At 41.6% G+C, this 18,472-nt stretch carries 14 protein-coding genes and 1 riboswitch; of the genes, 2 read left to right on the top strand and 12 right to left on the bottom strand.

Annotation, left to right across the window (positions count from 1 at the left end; all coding sequences use genetic code 11):
- Nucleotides 1-22: 22 nt before the first annotated feature.
- From B2746_RS16140 to thiM, 11 genes are all read right to left on the bottom strand, one after another.
- The gene (locus B2746_RS16140) at nucleotides 23-871 is read right to left on the bottom strand and encodes an SDR family NAD(P)-dependent oxidoreductase (RefSeq protein ID WP_290795976.1); all 849 of its coding nucleotides are present in this window, start codon (nucleotides 869-871) and stop codon (nucleotides 23-25) included.
- Between the two features lie 107 nt (nucleotides 872-978).
- Nucleotides 979-4,281 (bottom strand): VCBS repeat-containing protein, encoded by a 3,303-nt coding sequence (locus B2746_RS16135; RefSeq protein WP_290795974.1) that lies wholly within the window; start codon nucleotides 4,279-4,281, stop codon nucleotides 979-981.
- Nucleotides 4,281-6,563, bottom strand: coding sequence for a family 20 glycosylhydrolase (locus B2746_RS16130; protein ID WP_290795972.1), 2,283 nt, complete (start codon nucleotides 6,561-6,563; stop codon nucleotides 4,281-4,283). Before B2746_RS16130 ends, B2746_RS16135 begins: the two co-directional genes overlap by 1 nt.
- Nucleotides 6,564-6,583: 20 nt before the next feature.
- Nucleotides 6,584-8,149: a SusD/RagB family nutrient-binding outer membrane lipoprotein gene (locus B2746_RS16125; RefSeq protein ID WP_290795969.1), complete on the bottom strand. Its 1,566-nt coding sequence runs from the start codon at nucleotides 8,147-8,149 to the stop codon at nucleotides 6,584-6,586.
- Between the two features lie 17 nt (nucleotides 8,150-8,166).
- Nucleotides 8,167-11,574: a SusC/RagA family TonB-linked outer membrane protein gene (locus tag B2746_RS16120; RefSeq protein ID WP_290795967.1), complete on the bottom strand. Its 3,408-nt coding sequence runs from the start codon at nucleotides 11,572-11,574 to the stop codon at nucleotides 8,167-8,169.
- 140 nt (nucleotides 11,575-11,714) lie between these two features.
- On the bottom strand, nucleotides 11,715-12,785 hold the full coding sequence (locus B2746_RS16115; protein ID WP_290795965.1) for a FecR family protein: 1,071 nt from the start codon (nucleotides 12,783-12,785) through the stop codon (nucleotides 11,715-11,717).
- A gap of 83 nt (nucleotides 12,786-12,868) precedes the next feature.
- Nucleotides 12,869-13,420 carry an RNA polymerase sigma-70 factor gene (locus tag B2746_RS16110; RefSeq protein ID WP_290795963.1) on the bottom strand — a complete coding sequence of 184 codons (552 nt, stop codon included), beginning with the start codon at nucleotides 13,418-13,420 and terminating at the stop codon, nucleotides 12,869-12,871.
- Nucleotides 13,421-13,455: 35 nt separating this feature from the next.
- Nucleotides 13,456-14,106: a thiaminase II gene (gene tenA / locus B2746_RS16105; RefSeq protein ID WP_290795961.1), complete on the bottom strand. Its 651-nt coding sequence runs from the start codon at nucleotides 14,104-14,106 to the stop codon at nucleotides 13,456-13,458.
- Nucleotides 14,093-14,926, bottom strand: a complete 834-nt coding sequence (thiD, locus tag B2746_RS16100) for a bifunctional hydroxymethylpyrimidine kinase/phosphomethylpyrimidine kinase (protein ID WP_290795959.1) — start codon at nucleotides 14,924-14,926, stop codon at nucleotides 14,093-14,095. The genes tenA and thiD overlap by 14 nt, the downstream gene beginning before the upstream one ends.
- Nucleotides 14,923-15,561, bottom strand: a complete 639-nt coding sequence (gene thiE, locus B2746_RS16095; protein ID WP_290795957.1) for a thiamine phosphate synthase — start codon at nucleotides 15,559-15,561, stop codon at nucleotides 14,923-14,925. Before thiE ends, thiD begins: the two co-directional genes overlap by 4 nt.
- Nucleotides 15,558-16,355, bottom strand: a complete 798-nt coding sequence (gene thiM, locus B2746_RS16090; RefSeq protein WP_290795954.1) for a hydroxyethylthiazole kinase — start codon at nucleotides 16,353-16,355, stop codon at nucleotides 15,558-15,560. The genes thiE and thiM overlap by 4 nt, the downstream gene beginning before the upstream one ends.
- A 22-nt stretch (nucleotides 16,356-16,377) precedes the next feature.
- A riboswitch (TPP riboswitch) is annotated at nucleotides 16,378-16,470 on the bottom strand.
- Between the two features lie 71 nt (nucleotides 16,471-16,541).
- Between thiM and B2746_RS16085 the strand changes: the two genes are divergently transcribed.
- On the top strand, nucleotides 16,542-16,964 hold the full coding sequence (locus tag B2746_RS16085; protein ID WP_290795952.1) for a hypothetical protein: 423 nt from the start codon (nucleotides 16,542-16,544) through the stop codon (nucleotides 16,962-16,964).
- Nucleotides 16,961-17,419 (top strand): nucleotidyltransferase, encoded by a 459-nt coding sequence (locus B2746_RS16080; protein ID WP_290795950.1) that lies wholly within the window; start codon nucleotides 16,961-16,963, stop codon nucleotides 17,417-17,419. The genes B2746_RS16085 and B2746_RS16080 overlap by 4 nt, the downstream gene beginning before the upstream one ends.
- Here B2746_RS16080 and B2746_RS16075 read toward each other — a convergent pair whose 3' ends face one another.
- Nucleotides 17,420-18,460, bottom strand: coding sequence for a DUF4097 family beta strand repeat-containing protein (locus B2746_RS16075; RefSeq protein WP_290795948.1), 1,041 nt, complete (start codon nucleotides 18,458-18,460; stop codon nucleotides 17,420-17,422).
- Nucleotides 18,461-18,472 lie beyond the last annotated feature (12 nt).

Here is an 18,472-nt window from a genome sequence, read left to right as displayed (position 1 = left end):
AAAATGATTCCTTACAAATTTACTAAGCTGCGGAAAATTCCGTGGATTTAGATATTGCTTCAAACTTATGGAGCTGTTGCTGCACTTCAGCAATTTTAGCTTCCGCCATTTGGAAAGCATCCGATCCCAGGAATAAATGAAGCGGCAATTCTTTTCCTTCTGCGATTTCAATAAGCGCGTTCGCTGCTTTATGCGGATCACCTGCCTGGTTACCCTGAATCTGTTCTTTATGCGCAGCTTCAAGTGCACGGGCTTCCTTGTATTCCAGAATAGGTTGTGCGGGCAGGTTCAGAGATTCATCCGAAAGAAAATCGGTTCTGAAATAACCGGGATACACCACAGTTGCAGTAATACCGAAAGATTTAACTTCTGCCGCCAATGATTCTGTAAATCCGGCTACCGCAAATTTAGTAGCACAATAAATCCCCCAGCCAGGAAAGTTCCCGGTAAACCCACCTACAGAGGCGATATTAAAAATAGCTCCGCTTTGTTGTTTCCTAAGCTGCGGCAAAATCTTCCGGATAATATTCAGAGAGCCGAATACATTAACATCAAAATTCCTTCTTGATTCCTGATCAGTCAATTCTTCCAGGGTTCCAATTTGTCCGTAGCCAGCATTGTTCACAACCACATCCACCCTGCCAAATGTATCCAGCATCTTTTGAATCCCCTGCTGTACAGAGTGTTCATCCAGCAGGTTCATTTGAATAGGTAGAAAATGCTGCGGACTACTGTTGGCAATTGCAGAAAATCCAGATAAATCCCTTGTTGTTGCGGCTACCCTATAACCATTTACCAATAATTCCTTAACAAGTGCCAGTCCCAATCCCCTGGAGGCTCCCGTAACAAGCCATACTTTTTTTGTTTCCATTTTTTTTGTTTTGCGTTGATGAATTGTTCAATGCAAAACTGCAACAAGCTGTTTTAGAAGATGTAGCCGATTCTACGAAAGATGTAGCCGGATTATCAAAGTTGATATTAATACCTGTAAAATGCAGCCCTGGCATCATTCAATCCAAATACCAGATAGTTCAGTTCTTTTATTCGTAGAGGTAAAAGGGAGCGGGTATTACCCCGGACACGAAAACCGGATGTGGACTGATCAATGTAGTCAAATTTCCCTTTGCCCACACCCTTAAGCAATACACCGTGGTTGGATCGATACCTTCCATACTTTATTCTTGACCAGGAATCGTTCCCGGCAAATACCAGGTCTTTGATTCCGTCCTGATTATAATCTATGGCCGAAATAGAAAATACGGGCGCAAATTGAACCTGAACTGGTAAAGGATGCGAAATAAGACTATCCCCTCTGTTTTCTAGATAGATTGTTTGCATGGTAACTGCTTTCAGCAACCCGGAACCACGGATTTGCTGTTCCGTTAGTAATTCCTTTATGGTAGCAGTTGAATATTCTTTGTAATGAAGAAATTTCTTTTTAAGGATAGGAAGCTGTTCCATCAGATCATCCCGGGTTGCTGCCGGATAAGAAACCCCCTCTACATAATAGCTAAGAATTGGATCTACTGAACCATTTTTATCATAATCGCCATAGTGAAGTGTAAACGGTTCAGATAGATTAACCCGAAACTGTGTATTTAGTCCCCGGTTTCCAATAACAAGATCAAGATCGCCATCCTTATCCAAATCTTCCGCCATCAAACAATTCCACCAGCCAGCACTCGGAAATCCAATTTTTTCCGCAGAAATATCTATCAGTTTTTTGCCATTGTTTTCAAATAGCTTTACCGGCATCCAATTGCCAACAATTAACAAATCCTTTTTCCCATCATTAGTAAGATCAGCCCAGGCAGCATCCGTTACCAAACCAACCTTTCGAAGCTGAGGATTCATGGCATTTGTGCAGTCTGTAAAATTCCCCTTCCCATCATTGCGAAGTAAATAACTGTCGGTTGATAATGGATAGTTTCCCGGCTGCACACCTCCACCAATAAACAAATCGATATCCCCATCCTGATCGAAATCATAGGAAGCAACACAGGACGATGCCGGCAAAAGCACGCTTCCATCTTTCTTAAAAAAACGTCCTTTCCCATCATTAAAATAAAGCTGATCATGAACCTCCGTTCCAGCCAGATTTTCATACGCATTTCTGCATATATAAAGATCAGGATCTCCATCATTATCTGCATCAAAAAATAAAGCGTCCACATCTTCATAAATTGAATCAGCCCAGAGGTCGGGTTGATTGATCGCTTTAAATTCGCCGTTTTTCTGTTGTACTAAAATGGAGGATGAAATTCCGGCTGCACCCCCAACAAAGAGATCATCCAGGCCATCTGCATTGATATCCATTGCAAGCATAACGGGGCCTGGCCTCGATAAATATGCAGGCATAAGTGGCTGGGTGGAAAAATCATTATAGCTGTTTTCACGGTGGAATAAACTATAGCTACTATCCATTTTAAAAATCTGATGAAACGATGCCGTTCGTTTGTCCTGTACTGTTTCATTCACCAAACCAATTGCCTGTGCATTATCAACTTTAAGCCATGTACCTGATTTTACATTTGAGAACAGCTGTTTTTTCCTATCCGGCCATTCTATCAGAACCGAATCAGCAATGGCATGTTCGCCTATACCAAAATGGAGCACAGGATCAACAGAAGATTGAAATCCACGTACCGGTTGTTGCTCCTGATAAAAAATTTCATCTTCACAGAAAACAGCAATCCTGGCTCCAATGCCAAATTGATTCCCTGCAGAACCTTTCAATTTTACTTTTATAAATCCGGCTGCAGCAGTTTTATTTTCGGATAGATTATTTCGATATACGGAAGAAACTCCGTTTATATTACTGATAACAAGATCCATATCCCCATCATTATCCAGATCGGCATAGGCAGCACCTGAAGAGATGGTTTTTTCCTGCAGGCCCCATATTTCATTTACCTTTTGAAAACTTAAATCTCCTTTATTCTTAAACAAATAATTCTCTTTTATAATAGAAGGCATTTTACTGATATAATCCAATGCCGGCTCATCCGATTCTCCAGCTCTTTGCCTAGCCACCCGATTCATGGAATATTTGATAAAATCCATATCGGTATAATCCTTTGCATACCCATTTGTAATCAATAAATCCTTAAAGCCGTCATTATCAAAATCACAAAACAGCGAAGCCCAGCTCCAGTCTGTTGCAGACAGTCCGGCGAACTGACCCGTTTCACTGAAGGTTCCATCCCCATTATTGGTATGCAACATATTCCGACTGGTTTGATAATAGAGTCCGGCCTTGTGTAATAGCTGGTACTTATCAAAATTTTCAGCACCTGTATGCATTTTTTGTGCAGGTGCATCATCCTGTAACATATCCAGGGTAATCAGGTCAACCAAGCCGTCATTATTATAATCAGCTGCATCAGAGCCCATTGAATACAATGAGATCTCATCCATGGATGCTGAAAGTTTTTCAGAAAATGTACCGTCTGCATTATTGATGAAATAATAATCGGGCTCATTGAAATCGTTCGATACATAGAGATCAGGCCATCCATCTTTATTGAAATCAGCAATGGCTATCCCCAATCCAAAACTCAGCACATTGGTATAAATTCCTGCCTCCTCGCTGATATCTGAAAAAACACCATTGTCATTCCTATACAGTTTACTTGAAAATTCAGGTTGCTTCTTTTTTCTTATCGCCGGATTTTCCAGTCCCTCATTTGCATATTCCTGCAAGGAATGGTTAACCAGAAACATATCAAGATCCCCATCCCGATCAAAATCAAAAAATGCAGCTTGCGATGAATACCCATTATCTGCCAGCCCATATTTTTCAGCCTGTTCACTAAATTTCAGATTGCCTTCATTTATATAAAGCAGATTGGTTCTTTTTTGCGCCTGGATATCAGCAGATCGGCATATATAAATATCCAGCAAGCCATCGTTATTAATATCCACCATGACTGCACCGGTACACCAGCCCTGTGCTGCAGCAATACCGGATCCCGAAGTAATATCCTCAAATCTGATTGCCGGATTATTTAAAGAGGTATCTGTCTTGTTCAGATACAATTTATTAGACACCATATTCCCTGTAAACAATACATCAACCAGGCCGTCATTATTGATATCCCCTACAGCTACTCCACCACCATTATAAAAATATGAATACTGTAATACATTGGCCGTTTCAGATTCTTTTAAATAATTAGAAAAAAGAATACCGGTTTCATCCGCATCCAGTTTAGTAAACAGGAGCGTATCCCGGTTTCCACAGGCACTCAGAAATACCAGTATAAGCAGTGTATATTTCATTAATCCACTATCAATTCATCTATAAATACGCTATTCTTTCCATTATAATCCGGATGCCGATAAGAGGATGTCTTAAATTTGAACCGGATATACCTGGCTTTCTTTCTGCTTGTATTAATCTGATAACCGTGTATTTTTCTCATGGCTGACCTTGGTTCTTTTTCGGTTGCTGAATAAACGGAGATAAATTTTTCATCTTTCTTTGATATTTCGATATCTATTTTTTCCGGCAGTAAGGCATTTCCCACTTGATCTTCCAGACATCGAAACCGAATTCCTCTTATTTTTTTTACGGCTCCGAGATCAAGCTGAAAAGAACGGATCGAATCACTCCAGTACACCCATTTTCCATCATAAGGTTCTATACTGCCATGAACACCATCAACGAGCCTGCCAACAGAAGGATGCGTAAAATTATTATTTGATGCGAATGCCTGGTGAATAGATACCTGAGCAACAGTTATCTTACCTAATAAAGAATCCCCGGAATAGAGTCCGGCTTTTATTTCAGAACTGGAAGAAACAGCAAATGGTTTGGTATACACTGACGCAGGATTGTCCCCATTACCGTTTACAGAAAATCGTATTGTATATTTCCCTGCTGTCTGATCATATATTGAAACAATCACCTTACCTGTTGCACTATCATAGTTCGGCTGGATAAAAACATTGAAGATGGATCTGGAATAATTCACCGATTTAGCTCGGAGCTGTGCAAAATGCATATCCAGTTTATCAACAAAATGGCGATAGTTTTTTTGAGTAGCCGTTGTCCATAAAGCTTCTGACAGAGCAAGCATCCGGGGTAATAACATATACTCCACCCGATCAGTTGTCTGAATATTTTCAGTCCATAAACAAGCCTGTCCGCCTAAAACAAAAGCCTTCTCCCGAGTATTCAATCCGGCTGGTACAGGTTCAAATTTGTACACACTATCAATACTAAGTCCGGCATAGGATATATCCGGCTCCAATTCCGGAGCAGACTGATAAAAATCAAAATAAACATACCGATAGGGAGCCATCACCACCTCATGAGCAGCTTTTGCTGCCGCGATTCCACCCTCCTTTCCTCTCCAGGACATTACGGCTGCATTGGGTGAAATTCCTGCTTCCATTATTTCATCCCAACCGATCAGCTTTCGATTTTTTGAACTAATATAATTATCTATTCTTTCTGTAAAATAGGCCTGCAATTCACCGGGGGTAGACAGCTTATTTTCTTTCATTCGCTTTTGGCATCTTGGACAATTCAACCAGGATACCGGCCGCACTTCATCACCACCAATATGAATATAGGGAGATGGAAAAAGTTCTATTACTTCATCCAGGATTTCCTGCAGAAATAGAAAAGTGGAGTCGTTACCCGGACAAAAATTATGTTTCAGATCTCCTGGATATCCCGTTGGTATGCGCAGTGGAACAGGATTATTCAGACAGGTGTATTGCGGGTAAGCAGCCAGTGCTGCGGTGCAATGGCCTGGCATTTCAATTTCAGGGATAATTGAAATAAACCGATCCTTTGCATAGCTTATCAACTCTCTTACCTGTTCCTGCGTATAAAATCCGCCATAGGTGGCAGGCTCCTGTTCACCGGAAGGTTGCGATAGCACGAATGGAATTCCCGTTCGGTCAGCTCTCCATGCCCCAACAGAAGTTAGTCGCGGAAATTTTTTACTCTCCAATCTCCAGCCATTGCTGTCTGTCAAATGCCAGTGAAACGTATTGATTTTATAAAAAGCCAGCAGGTCAAGATATCGTTTGATAAAATCAACCGGAAAAAAATTCCGGCTGACATCCAAATGCATTCCTCTGTAACTGAATCTTGGATAATCCTTAATGTACAAACAGGGAATCTCGAAATAATCTGATCTTTTCAGCGGTAACAACTGCTTTAAACTCTGCAATGCATAAAATAAACCTGCCGGTTTGGATGCTCTAATCCGAAACAATACTGGTGTTATTTCCATTTCATAACCTTCTTCAGCAAGCCCATTCTTTCGTTCTGCTACAAGAATGGGACTTGCTTGGGAAGTATCATCAACTGCTATTCTCCCAATTGTTGCTGCTAAACCAGTCTGTTCCGAAAAACTTGAAGTAAAAGCTTCCAGCACACTTTTGAAAGTACTATCATCCGAAACAAACACAATTGGTGTAGTGCTATTTAATATAAGTGAACCCGAAAGCTTTTTTAATTCAACCGGTTCAGGAATTATCTGCGGAACCGGCTGTTTAGCAGTTCCAAATAAAGGGAAAAAAAACAGCAGGAAAAGTTTCCTCATTTCAATAGCTTTTCTGATTTTTATTCAACATTCCACCACACTCTGGTATTGGGTTTATCCGGACCATTGAGCATGGAAACAGCATTTTGAACCGCCGTAAAATTCGTAAGGTATTCGCTCTCGATATAAGGGAAGCGTCTTATAATTTGAGGTACCGGAAGGTCTGGATTATCGGAATTGGCAAGTGGATACAGTCGCGGATAACCTGTTCGGCGCAATTCAGCCCAGGCTTCAATACCATCCGGATAAAGAGCAATCCATTTTTGCGTACCAACCTGTTCTCTTTGTATTTCCGGATCTGTTGAAAAAAGAACCGGTATATCCGAAACGGCTGGTGAATTCAGAAAATCATTCAAATCTGCCGGAGTAGAACTACCTTGAGTATATGCACTGATTGCCGACTCAGCTGTTACTCCCCATTGGCGCATGGATGTGGCGATTCCATCTTCATATAAATCTTTTGGTGTTCCTCCCATATTCCAGCCATTTAGTGCGCCTTCTGCCCGCAGAAAATAGGCTTCTGCAGCATACATAACTGTCAATTTATTTTCATTGGCTTTGGTTACGTCAAAACGAGGACCAACATTGGAAAGATTTGTCCCCTGATTTTTGGGACTTGCTGCCAATTGTGCAACTGAGAGGCCGTTTCGAACACCGTTGTATTCACCTGTTCCTTCAGCCGGACTGTAATATTCTCCCATCCTTGGGTCATCGTATCCTTTAAAAAAGCTTTCCATGGAGGCACTCATTCTGAAGCCACCCCATGGAGACATGAGATTGAGTCCATTTGGCGAAGATGGACCAACATCCATCAGTGCGTTATCTTCAATTGAAGTCAAGACGCCGGATGCAACAGCCGCCTCTGCTTCGGTACGGGCACGAGCAGGATCAACACCGGAGATCCGCATGGCCAAACGCAAACGAAGTGTATTTCCCAGTTTAGTCCATTTGGGAATTGACCCGCCAAATATCAAATCATTGGCACCATATACCAGTCTGGCCTGATCAGCGGCTTTTAGGGTTGTCACAGCCGAATCCAGCGACTTAAGCATATCATCGTAGATGAATTCCTGTGAGTCATAGCCAACACTCAGTTCACCATTACCAGCCTGTGAATAAGGAATCGGACCATACCAGTCTGTACAGGAATGAAAAATATACACTTTCCAGATTTTGGCGATGGCATAGGCTTCCGCGTCGGTATTGCGCGTGGCGTCCAGCACGAGTTTCAGTGTAGGCCATGCATTGCTATACAGTGATCCCCATTGGTAGAAAACCCAGTCTGCCCGCAATACATACCGATCCGTCGGGATTCCAGGATCCACTACGGCGAAATACTGGCTCCAATAATCAACAAACAGATTACGCACCAATTGATAAATACCCGGATCACCATAAATCCCCTGGTATTGTGCTTTGGCAAATGCATTCGGAATGGTAGCAGTTGTAAGTGAACTGAAGGTGGTTGGATCCGTATTCAGTTCTTCAAAATGTTTGGTACAGGCTGATAAACCAATTAATACAGCTACCAGTAATCCTGCAATTATTTTATATAAGAATATTTTATGTTGTTGTACAGCGCTCATTTTTTACCGTTTAGCAGTTAGAAATTGAGTTTAAGAAAAATACCCAGACTTCGGGTAGAAGGAAGCGATGCATATTCAATACCCTGGTTGTTACCGGTACCCAAAGCAGATTCAGGATCAAATCCATCTGCATTATTGGAAAGAAAGAATAGATTGCGGCCAACAAGTGAAGCAGTAACCCGTTTCACAAAAGAAGTACCCGGATTTTTTATCGGGAAGGTATAACTGAATGACGCTTCTCTCAACCTAACATTGGTTGCATCATAGGCGAAAGGTTCAACAATCAGATTGGAAGTGATATGAGACCAGTATTGTTCTGCCGTAACAGCCGTATTGTTTTTACTGCCATCTTCATTAACACTATTCGGAATTACAAATCCGGTCTCCCTGTTTTCTGCAGTTTGTGCAGCTGTTCCTCTGAAAGCCATCAGGTATTGTGTACCGGAAATCACCTTACCTCCTTTCCGAAAATCAATCAGGAAGGAAAAACTGAAATCCTTGTAGCGGAAAATATTAGTGATACCACCCGTCCAATCCGGATTGTAATTCCCGATATAGGTATTTTGTTGTGTATTTACTGCTGGCAATCCATTTTCCTGCACCACAATATCACCTGCAGCGCTGCGAACAAAACCACGTGTATATAATTCGCCATACCGGCCACCTTCGATCACTTTAATTTGTCCAAGGTCCTGAGGAGAACTAAGTAATGGTTCCTTAGACAATGAATCAAGTTCCAATACTTTATTTCTATTGGCACCAAATGTCAGGTTGATGTTCCATTTAAAATTTTTGGATTGCACCGGTTTGGCAAACAAAACGAGTTCAACACCGCTGTTCTGAATGTCTCCTGCATTGATAATTCTTCTTGCAAAGCCGGAGGGATCGGGAATAGGAATCGTCAGGGTCTGATTGATGGTATTGGTTTTGTAATACGTAATCTCCGCTCCAACCCGATTTGAAAATAAGGCGAAGTCCAATCCGGCTTCAAAGGCTCTGGTCTGTTCCGGTTTAAGATTGGCATTTCTGAGCGTTCTGTCAATGTTCAGAAATCCGCCGTTTCCACCCGGCGCAAGCGTAAAGGATGGATTTAATTGATTAAACCCGGCACCATTCCCCACAAACGCATAAGAGGTTCTTAGCTTCAGGTAGGAAAGAAAATCAGGCAGGGTAGCCATCTCACTTATTACGGCACTTAATCCGGCCGAGGGAAAGAAATAGGAATAATTATCAACCGGTAGTGTTGAGTTCCAGTCATTTCTTCCTGTTAAATCAAGAAAGAGATAATTTTTGTAGGAAACTTGTGCTGCTGCATATACAGATTGACGTTCCCATCGGCTAATTGGCGAATAGGGTAAATAGGGGAACTGAAAATTGGAAAGTGCCCTTGCGTTGCTGGTGGCAAAAAGATTGGGAGCGTTCAGTCCATTGTTATTGAGAGTTGCTCTTTCGAAATCAAATTTCTCAAAACCGGCACCGGCATTCACACTCAAACGAACATCTTTATTAAAATCTTTCAAATAATTTACCAGCACATCGCCATTAAACTGCCGGTTTGTTTCTCTGCTCACTACATAATTACCTCTTCCGATATAATCCGTGAGCCAATAGGTATCGTTGAAGTTTTTTTCTTCACTGGCATCCGTATAATAATCAATGCTGCTGCGAACCTGCACACTGAGCGCTGGCGTCAATTGATATTTGAGTGCAGCAAGACCAATAAAACGATTCCTGTTTCGTTCAAACAGGTTTCTGTTTATAGTCCAATAGGGATTCTGAAATGCCGGAACAGGATTGGCCCAGTAATTTTGGATGAGCACCCCTTCCGGACTAACGGATTCGAAATTTTCTATATCACTAAGTCGCAAACTTCTCGGCATTGCAAGCAGGGTAGAAACTGTACGGTTTGCAACACCAGAAAGAGGGCGATTCGAAATTTTTTCAATTATATAATTAGCTTTCAGATCAACCGATAATTTATCTGTCAGATTCAGGGTTTGCCGAAGATTGAAATTATTTCTTCCAAAGCGGTTATTGGGAACTATTCCGCTGCTGGCTGTATTGGTATAGGAAAAATAAGTTTGTGATTTTTCTCTTCCGGAAGAAACAGAGAAGGAGTTAACAAATTCAGAACCGGTTTTAAAGAAATCTCGTGCATTATCCGGTTGTGGACTTAATGCACTGGTTTTGCCAGTCCAGTCTGTCACCTGTTGACCGTCCATAGCAGGCCCCCAGCTAAAATCACTGTTAAGATTATATATGCCCGCAGTACCCTGCCCGTATTGATTTTGAAATTCCGGAAATATCATCGGATTCTCCATCATGGCAGAGCTGGATACGGAGATCCCTAATCCCTGTTGTCCGTTTCCCTTTTTGGTAGTAATGATGATGGCTCCATTGGCCGCATCAGAACCATAAAGAGCCGCAGCTGAAACACCGGTTAGGACGTTCATGCTTTCAATATCATCCGGATTTATATTGGATATCCCATCTCCATTATCACGCCCGCCAAACAAGGCCACATCTGCATTTGCCTTGGCAGCATTATCAATCCGAACACCATCCACAATAATCAGTGGTTGGTTATTGCCCACCAGAGATCGGTTACCGCGAAAAATGATTCGATTGGAGCTACCCGGACCGGAATTGGTTTTATTGATGGTTATACCTGCCACACGGCCGGTCATTGCATTGGTAACATTGACATTCCTTCCATCACTCAGATCAGACCCTTGGATTGTCTGCGTTGAATAGGTGAGCGCTTTTTTCTGTCGGGTAATACCCAGGGCAGTAACCACAACATCAGTCAATTGTTCCACTTCGGGATCCATCGTTATGGTAAGCATAGATTTTCCAGCCACCGCCAATGAAATGGATTTATAGCCGATATGAGAAAATTCCAAAGTCGCATTTTCATTCGCCACATTCAGGGTAAATCTGCCCTGATCGTCTGTCATGGTCATATTCTCTGTACCTGACTCCCGCACAACTACCCCTGCATTTGTTAAGTTATTACCTGCCTGATCTTTTAACCGAACTACACCTGAAACGGGGAAAGCTGCCGGTTGGTCAAGTGTTGATATAACAACCAGGGTTTCTTTCACTATTCTGTAAGTAAGGGGAGTAGTTGCGAAAAGATCATTCAAAACCTGTTGAATAGTGGCATCATTGGCTGTAATGGTAACTTTCTTATTTCGGGGTAAAATATCATCATTGTAAAGAAAGCGATAGTCGCTGACGCGCTGGATGGTTGTAATGGCTTTCTTGATTTCTACATCCTTAAGAGACAAGTTGATCTTTCCCTGGGCAAACCCATCGGAAGAGTATGCCTGGGCAGAAAAGAGAAGAATGAAAATAGATGATAGTTTCATTACAAGAATGAGCCTGAAAACGGAGCTGCCTTTGACGGCTCGTCTTTTTTCCATAAATTTGAGATGAAAAGTTAGATAAGAAGGAAGCGGTGGAATTTCAACCGTTTCCCGATTTTCTCAGAGGGAAATGTTACCAGCATTTCCCTTTTTGTTAGTTGTTTGGCTACTTCATAACAGGTCTTTTTGGTTAAGAATTATTTTGTCCAAATCCACAAATCGGTTTCCTTTATTTCATAGTTAAAACGCCCTGATAACTGCATAGCTTCCAGCGTTTCTTTCAGACTCTCCTTTTCAATTACCCCAGAAAAACGTTTGGATTGAATTTCTTTGTCTTTAAAATAGATCCGGATATTAAACCAGCTTTCCATTTTCGGCGCCAGTAAATCCAATGCTTCATTATCGAATATCAATTGTGGCTTTGTCCAGGCAATTTCAGGCGGACCATTTACCGTAGTCTGCAACTTGGTTATCGTGAAAAGCGATTCCGGCTGATGACTATTTTCCAGTAGTGAGTCTCCACTGCCAGATACATAATTTCCAAGTGGAATTATAATTTTTTCATTGGGCTTAAGCAGAATTTTTCGTTCTGGCGCCTCATCAGTAGATACTTCAACCAATCCTCTGACCAGAGAAGTTTCAATTGTTTTCTCTTTCGGATAGGCCTTCACGTTAAAAGCCGTTCCCTTTACGGTAATATTAACCGGACCAGCATGAATTATAAACGGATATATTTCATCTTTGGTAACATCAAAAAAAGCTTCACCAGTAAGTACCACCTCCCGATTCTCTTTTCCAAATTGCTCGTTCGAATAGGTAAGTTCGCTGTTTCCATTCAGCCAAACCTGTGTACCATCCGGCAATACAAGTCTGGATTTGGATCCGGATTGCGTGCTTACTTGGTACTGCTTTTTCGCAATTTTATTACCGGCAGATTGTTTTCTGGTAATTTGATATGTTAGGATACCTGCTACTGAAAAAAGCACCAGCAGGCTGGCAGCAACCAGTAATTTTCTTATTGTGAACAGTGGTTTTACACTGGATTTTGTATTGGTTACAGCATTAATTTTTTCCCACACCTCTTCGTTCAAATGTGGTTCTGGAAAACTTTTCAATTGTGCCTGCCAAATTTTCTCGAGAACCTCGATGGTATACCCGGAGCTGGAATTATCTGAAAGCAGGCATCCCAGCTCTTCCAATTCTGCTTCAGAGGCCTCCCCGGCGCTTTTCTTGGCCAACAAAATCCATAACCTGTCCGGAATTCTCATCAGTGCGTTTTGTTTAGCATTTGATAAAGGACGCAGGAATGCAGCCAAACCCCCAAGAGAAAAAAAGAAATTTCTGAAAAAACTCAGGCATGAAGGAAAATGGTAATTGCGCTATGGATCTTTTTTAATGCAATAGCCATTTGATTTTCAACCGTTTTACTACTGATACTCAGGAGCTCTGCCACCTCTTTGTACTTCAAGCCATCTTCTTTAACCAGCTTGAAAATGAGGCGACATTTGGGAGGCAATTCATTGATAGCCAAATTAATACGACGAATAATTTCTCCTGAAATCAACATGTCCTCAGGTGTTATATTCACCCTAAAATGAGGTAACTGTACTTCATCAAAATTAATGGTAGCGCGGTTCTTGTATTTCCGAAGATAGGAGCGGCTTGTGTTGCGGGTGCAAACATAGAGATATACCTGAAGATTGTCGATCTCTTTAATTGTGGCCCGATTTTTCCAAACAGCAATGAACACATCTTCTACAATTTCCTCGGCCATTTCAACTGATTGAACTATGGCCAATGCCAGTTCATAAAACTGTTTTCCAAAATGATTATACAGTTCCCGTAAGGCAGTATGATCTTCCTTCGCAAGCCGAAAGCTGATATCGTGCAGATCAATATCCATTTGCAATTAGTCTCCCTAAGATAAGCAGTTTTTTTTCAAAACCACTTCTTCAATTCATAGGCCGACTGCCAGAAATTATATTCAAGATGTGCTGATGCAGTAAAAACCTCCGTCATTCTTTGCCTGATTTCAGGGGTGGTTTGAGTGGCTGCTTTATCGCAAATATCGATGGCAGACTTAACAGCTATCGCAAATTCTTCCCCTCCATAAGTTTCAATCCAGCGTTGATACGGGTTATTTGCCTGCCGTTGATTTTTATAGATAAAATCGCCTACTTCCTTATAAATCCAGAAGCAGGGTAAAACAGCTGCCATACCAACTTCAACCGGCTCCAATGCTGCTGTGCTTTTTAAGAAATGTACATAGTGATGACAGGCTGGCTGGATCACACCTCGCTCCTTCAGACCAAACTCTTTAAAAAAAGAAGCATGCAGGGCGTTCTCTACCAGGATCGCATTTTCAGCAAAACGCAGATAAATCAATACCTCTTTTATTTCGTATGCTCTTGCTCCTATCAATGCCAGTGCTCTTCCAAAATGTTCCAGATAAATAGAATCCTGCGCCATATAAAACTGAAACTTTTCTTTGGGTAAATGCCCATTGGAAAGTTCTTCAATAAAGGGCATTGTAAGAATGGACGTGTAAATCGGTTCAATAGATTTCCATGCCTGCTCAGACCAGTTCATTTTTAATCAGTTTTTGCGGATTGAAAAAATGATTTAAGGGACCATTACCCTTGCCGGTTTGCACATCTTTACCATACAGTATGGCATTGAAGACAAAATCCTGTCCCAATGCCACCGCCTCATAAAGCGATTTACCCTGTGCTATGTAGGAAGTTATTGCGGATGAAAGGGTACACCCAGAACCATGTGTATTATTGGTCATAAATTTTTCCGTTTCAAAGGAATGAAGGGATCCCGTTTCGTCTAAAAAAACGGAAGTAATTCTTGCACCTTCCTGATGACCTCCTTTCAGCAGCACCGTTTTACAACCCATTTCTTTAATCCGTTGTCCCGCTGTTTTCATCTGCTCTATTGTCTTTACTTCCATACCAGCCAGGATGGTTGCTTCATCCATATTGGGCGTGAGCACATCAGCAAGAGGAAATAATTTCTCCGCAATGGTGTTTATGGTCTCCAGTTCTATCAACCGATGCCCGCTTGTTGCCACCATTACCGGATCAAACACAATGGGCACTTTTTTATAAAGAGACAAAGTTGAGGCGATTGCATCCACTAATTCAGGCGTGTGCACCATGCCTATTTTAATCGCATCAGGAATAATATCTTCAAAGATAGATTCGATCTGATCAATCACTGCTTCCACCGGAATGGGATAAATTTTTCGCACACCCTGTGTATTTTGTACTGGCAACGCGGTTAGTACAGACGTTGCATAGCAGCCCAGTGCGGATATGGTTTTAATATCGGCCTGTATACCAGCACCCCCACTGCCATCAAAGCCGGCAATGGTAAGTACGGAGAGATATTTATATCGTTTCATTTTATCAGTTCATTTATTAATTCAGAAGCAGCTTTCTGTGGATTGGCCGATCCACAAATCGCAGAAACAACTGCAATGCAATCAGCACCTGCATGCAGAACCGATCTTGCATTGCTTATATTCATATTGCCTATCGCCACTAATGGTTGTTGAGTTTGCTTTCTGATGGTTGAAATACCTTGCAGCCCCCATTCCGTAATGGTATCCGTTTTGGTGGCCGTACTAAATATCGGACTTATGCCAAGGTAATCGGCTACCTCTGTTTGTTCATTGCTAAGCTGTTCCAGGTATTCGATCGAATAACCAATTAGTTTATCCGCTTGATTCCATTGACTGCGAATCGCAACCGGTGGCAAATCAGAATTACCCACATGAATGCCGGCAGCATCCACCTGTATGGCTACATCAAGGTTATCATTGATAATAAGCGGAACATTGTGGCGGTCGGTTATCTCTTTTAAACGTTTAGCTTTTTCAATGAATGCAGTAGTTAATGCATGCTTCTCCCGAAGTTGGATAATATCCACTCCACCTTTGATGGCTTCTTCTGCTACTACAAGAAAATTATGGTGCTTACAGTCTGCTTCAGAAATAACCAGGTAGAGTCGAAATGGAAACTGCGGATGCAGGATCATAACCGGGTGATTTTAATCTGCCGGCAATATTCTTCTTCCTGGAGCGTGTATAGTTTATCCAAAATTTTCACTTGCAGACTACCCGGACCTTCCGCTTCTTTTTCAGCAAGTTCTCCAGCTATTCCCAGCAGACTCATAGCAGCAACAGTAGCTTCCGTTTTATTATCAATTACGCCGGCGAAGGCGCCAATCAGTGCCGAAGCAGTGCATCCCAATCCAGTTACTTTTGTCATTAGCGCATGTCCATTATGGAAATGAATGGATTGCTGATTATCGATAATAATATCGGTGGCGCCCGATATGCAAATTATAGAACCATACTGCTCTATGAGCGCTAATGCAGCTGTAACTGCATCCAGGCTGGCTGCTGTACTGTCTACTCCTTTTGTTTTGCATTTATTGGCCTTTGCAAGCGCCAAAATTTCCGATCCATTTCCCCGGATAACCGTTGGCCTCCATGAAAGCAACTGTTGCAATACTTCATCTCTGTAAGGTGTAGCACCGGCACCAACCGGATCCAGCACCCAGGGCTTGCCTTTTGCATTGGCAGCTTCAGCAGCAAGTAACATGGCGTCGGCCCAGTATTCATCCAGTGTGCCGATATTGATTACCAGTGCATGTGCAATAGCCACCATATCTTTCACTTCTGCTTTAGCATGCGCCATAATGGGCGATGCACCGGCAGCAAGCAGGGCATTGGCGGTTGAATTCATCACCACATAATTGGTGATATTGTGTACAAGGGGAGCTTGTAGTCGAACGGTTTGAATGTGTTTCCAGAGTGTTTTTTCCATGGCGATAGATTTAACTGCTTATAGGAACACTCTGGCTTTTCCCTACGCCGGTTTGAGCCGGATCAGGTTCCAAGGGACTCTCTCAATTCTTTTCAGAATACCCCTAAAGCGACCTAAAGGTAGGGGAATTAGATCGTTTCGCACCCAAATTGACCAATATTCTTACAATATTTGTTATCTTTGATTATGCCATCACCTCAATTAAAAAATAAAAGAATTGTTCTTATCCACTGGAAAAAGCAACAGGAAACCGAAGTTTTTTCAAATCTTAAAAATTTCTGTATTAGTTACCCTGATTATAATTATAATACGCTGAACAATTATTTAAGTAAAGAAAAAATCCCTTATGATAATGAGCAGATCAGGGTTGAAAGGAAAGAGATTATTTCGAAACCAAAATCTGCTATGCAAACGCAAAGAACAATCGTACCAGTTGTACGGAAAGTAAAAATGAAAGAAGCTGGTGATGAAATTCGCGACCTGAAATACTGGCTTTCACAACCAGTTGCAAAAAGAGGTGAAGCGGTAACTTTTCTGATCAGTCAGATGCTTAAAAAAGGAGAACGAATGGATAAAACCAAACTAACCAAAATCAGAATAGCAAAATGATCCTTGCCAAAGATTTTGAAGACTTTATCAGATTACTCAACAAGTATCAGGTTGAATATATGGTGGTGGGCGGATATGCCATGGCATTTCATGGCAAACCGAGATATACAGGGGATTTGGATATCTGGATTAATATTTCAGATGAAAATGCTGATAAAATGATGGAGGTAATCAAAGCTTTTGGCTTGGCTTCATTAGGGTTCGTAAAGGAAGACTTCATGGAAGAGGGGTATATTTCTCAGATTGGATATCCCCCACTGAGAATTGATTTGCTTAATACGATAGACGGAGTTGATTTTAATGCAGCCTTTGAAAATCGACAGAAAATCATAGCGGATGATCTTGAAATTACGTTTATTGGATTACAGGAATTACTGGCAAATAAAATAGCATCCGGCAGAAAAATGGATATTGAAGATATCAAAGAAATTAAAAAAATTATCCCAGGTAAATAATTACTCAAACACCAGCGATACTTTTCCGCCACTTGATCTTACTTTCACAGGCACTCCGCCGCCGTTCATTTTTCCCTCCAATCCATTCGAAGTTGATTTACCGGTAAAATTTCTCAGCTCTTTTGTATCAAGGTTATTGGCAGCTATATCCATATCCATGCCCTTATCCTTTGGTAATTGTAAGGTAATACTGCCTCCCGAATTTCGCACACGTACATATTTCCCAAGTGTTTCAAAAGAAACCTGGATACTACCGCCACTGGTGGCTGTTTCCAGATCACAGGAAAGCTTATTCAGCCGGATACTTCCACCGGAAGTGGTGGCGAATAATTCACCGGTAATGGTCTCTCCGTTCACGCTGCCACCACTTGTTACGGCTTTGATATCCCCTTTCAGATCGTTTAGGTTGATGGAACCTGCAGACGTGTTTAAGCGGATCGTTCCGGTACAATTTCTTGCAGTAATTCCTCCTCCACTTGTGATCAGATCAATTGATTCAGATGAATTTTCTACCAGTATGCTACCACCGGATGTACGTCCTTTAATTTTACCACTGACACCATCTATCTGAAGTCCTCCGCCACTGGTAACAAAATCCTGATTACCGGAAATCCCGATGAGTTGAATTTTTCCACCACTGGTTGCCAATTCAGTTGATACTTCTTTCGGAACAAAAGCTGCAAAGGAAATACTGAGCGATTTTTTCCAGTTCGAATTTCCAACCCCTTGCTTCTGTTTGGCTATCGCAATAAGTTTATTTCCGCTGATTTCAATCGTCAATTCATATCGTTCTCTGAGTCGTTCCTGAATTTCTTCTTTGGATAATTGATCTCCGTCATTATTTCCCTGGATATAGATCTCCAGTCTTGCTTCAGCTGATTCGGATGCGATAACTTTTAAACTACCTCCTGCCGTTTGCATTTTGATATGACGGATCGATTCCTTACTCAAAGATCGAATTTCAAACGGAGTTTTAGCATCCTGCGCCTGAAGCAAAAGGGATGAAAGACTAATAAGAAGAGCTATACAATACTTATGCATGTTTATTATTTT

Origin of the sequence: Flavihumibacter sp. UBA7668 (genome assembly GCF_002483205.1) — a bacterium.
Classification (GTDB): domain Bacteria; phylum Bacteroidota; class Bacteroidia; order Chitinophagales; family Chitinophagaceae; genus Flavihumibacter.
This window is presented reverse-complemented; position numbering and strand designations above follow the sequence as displayed.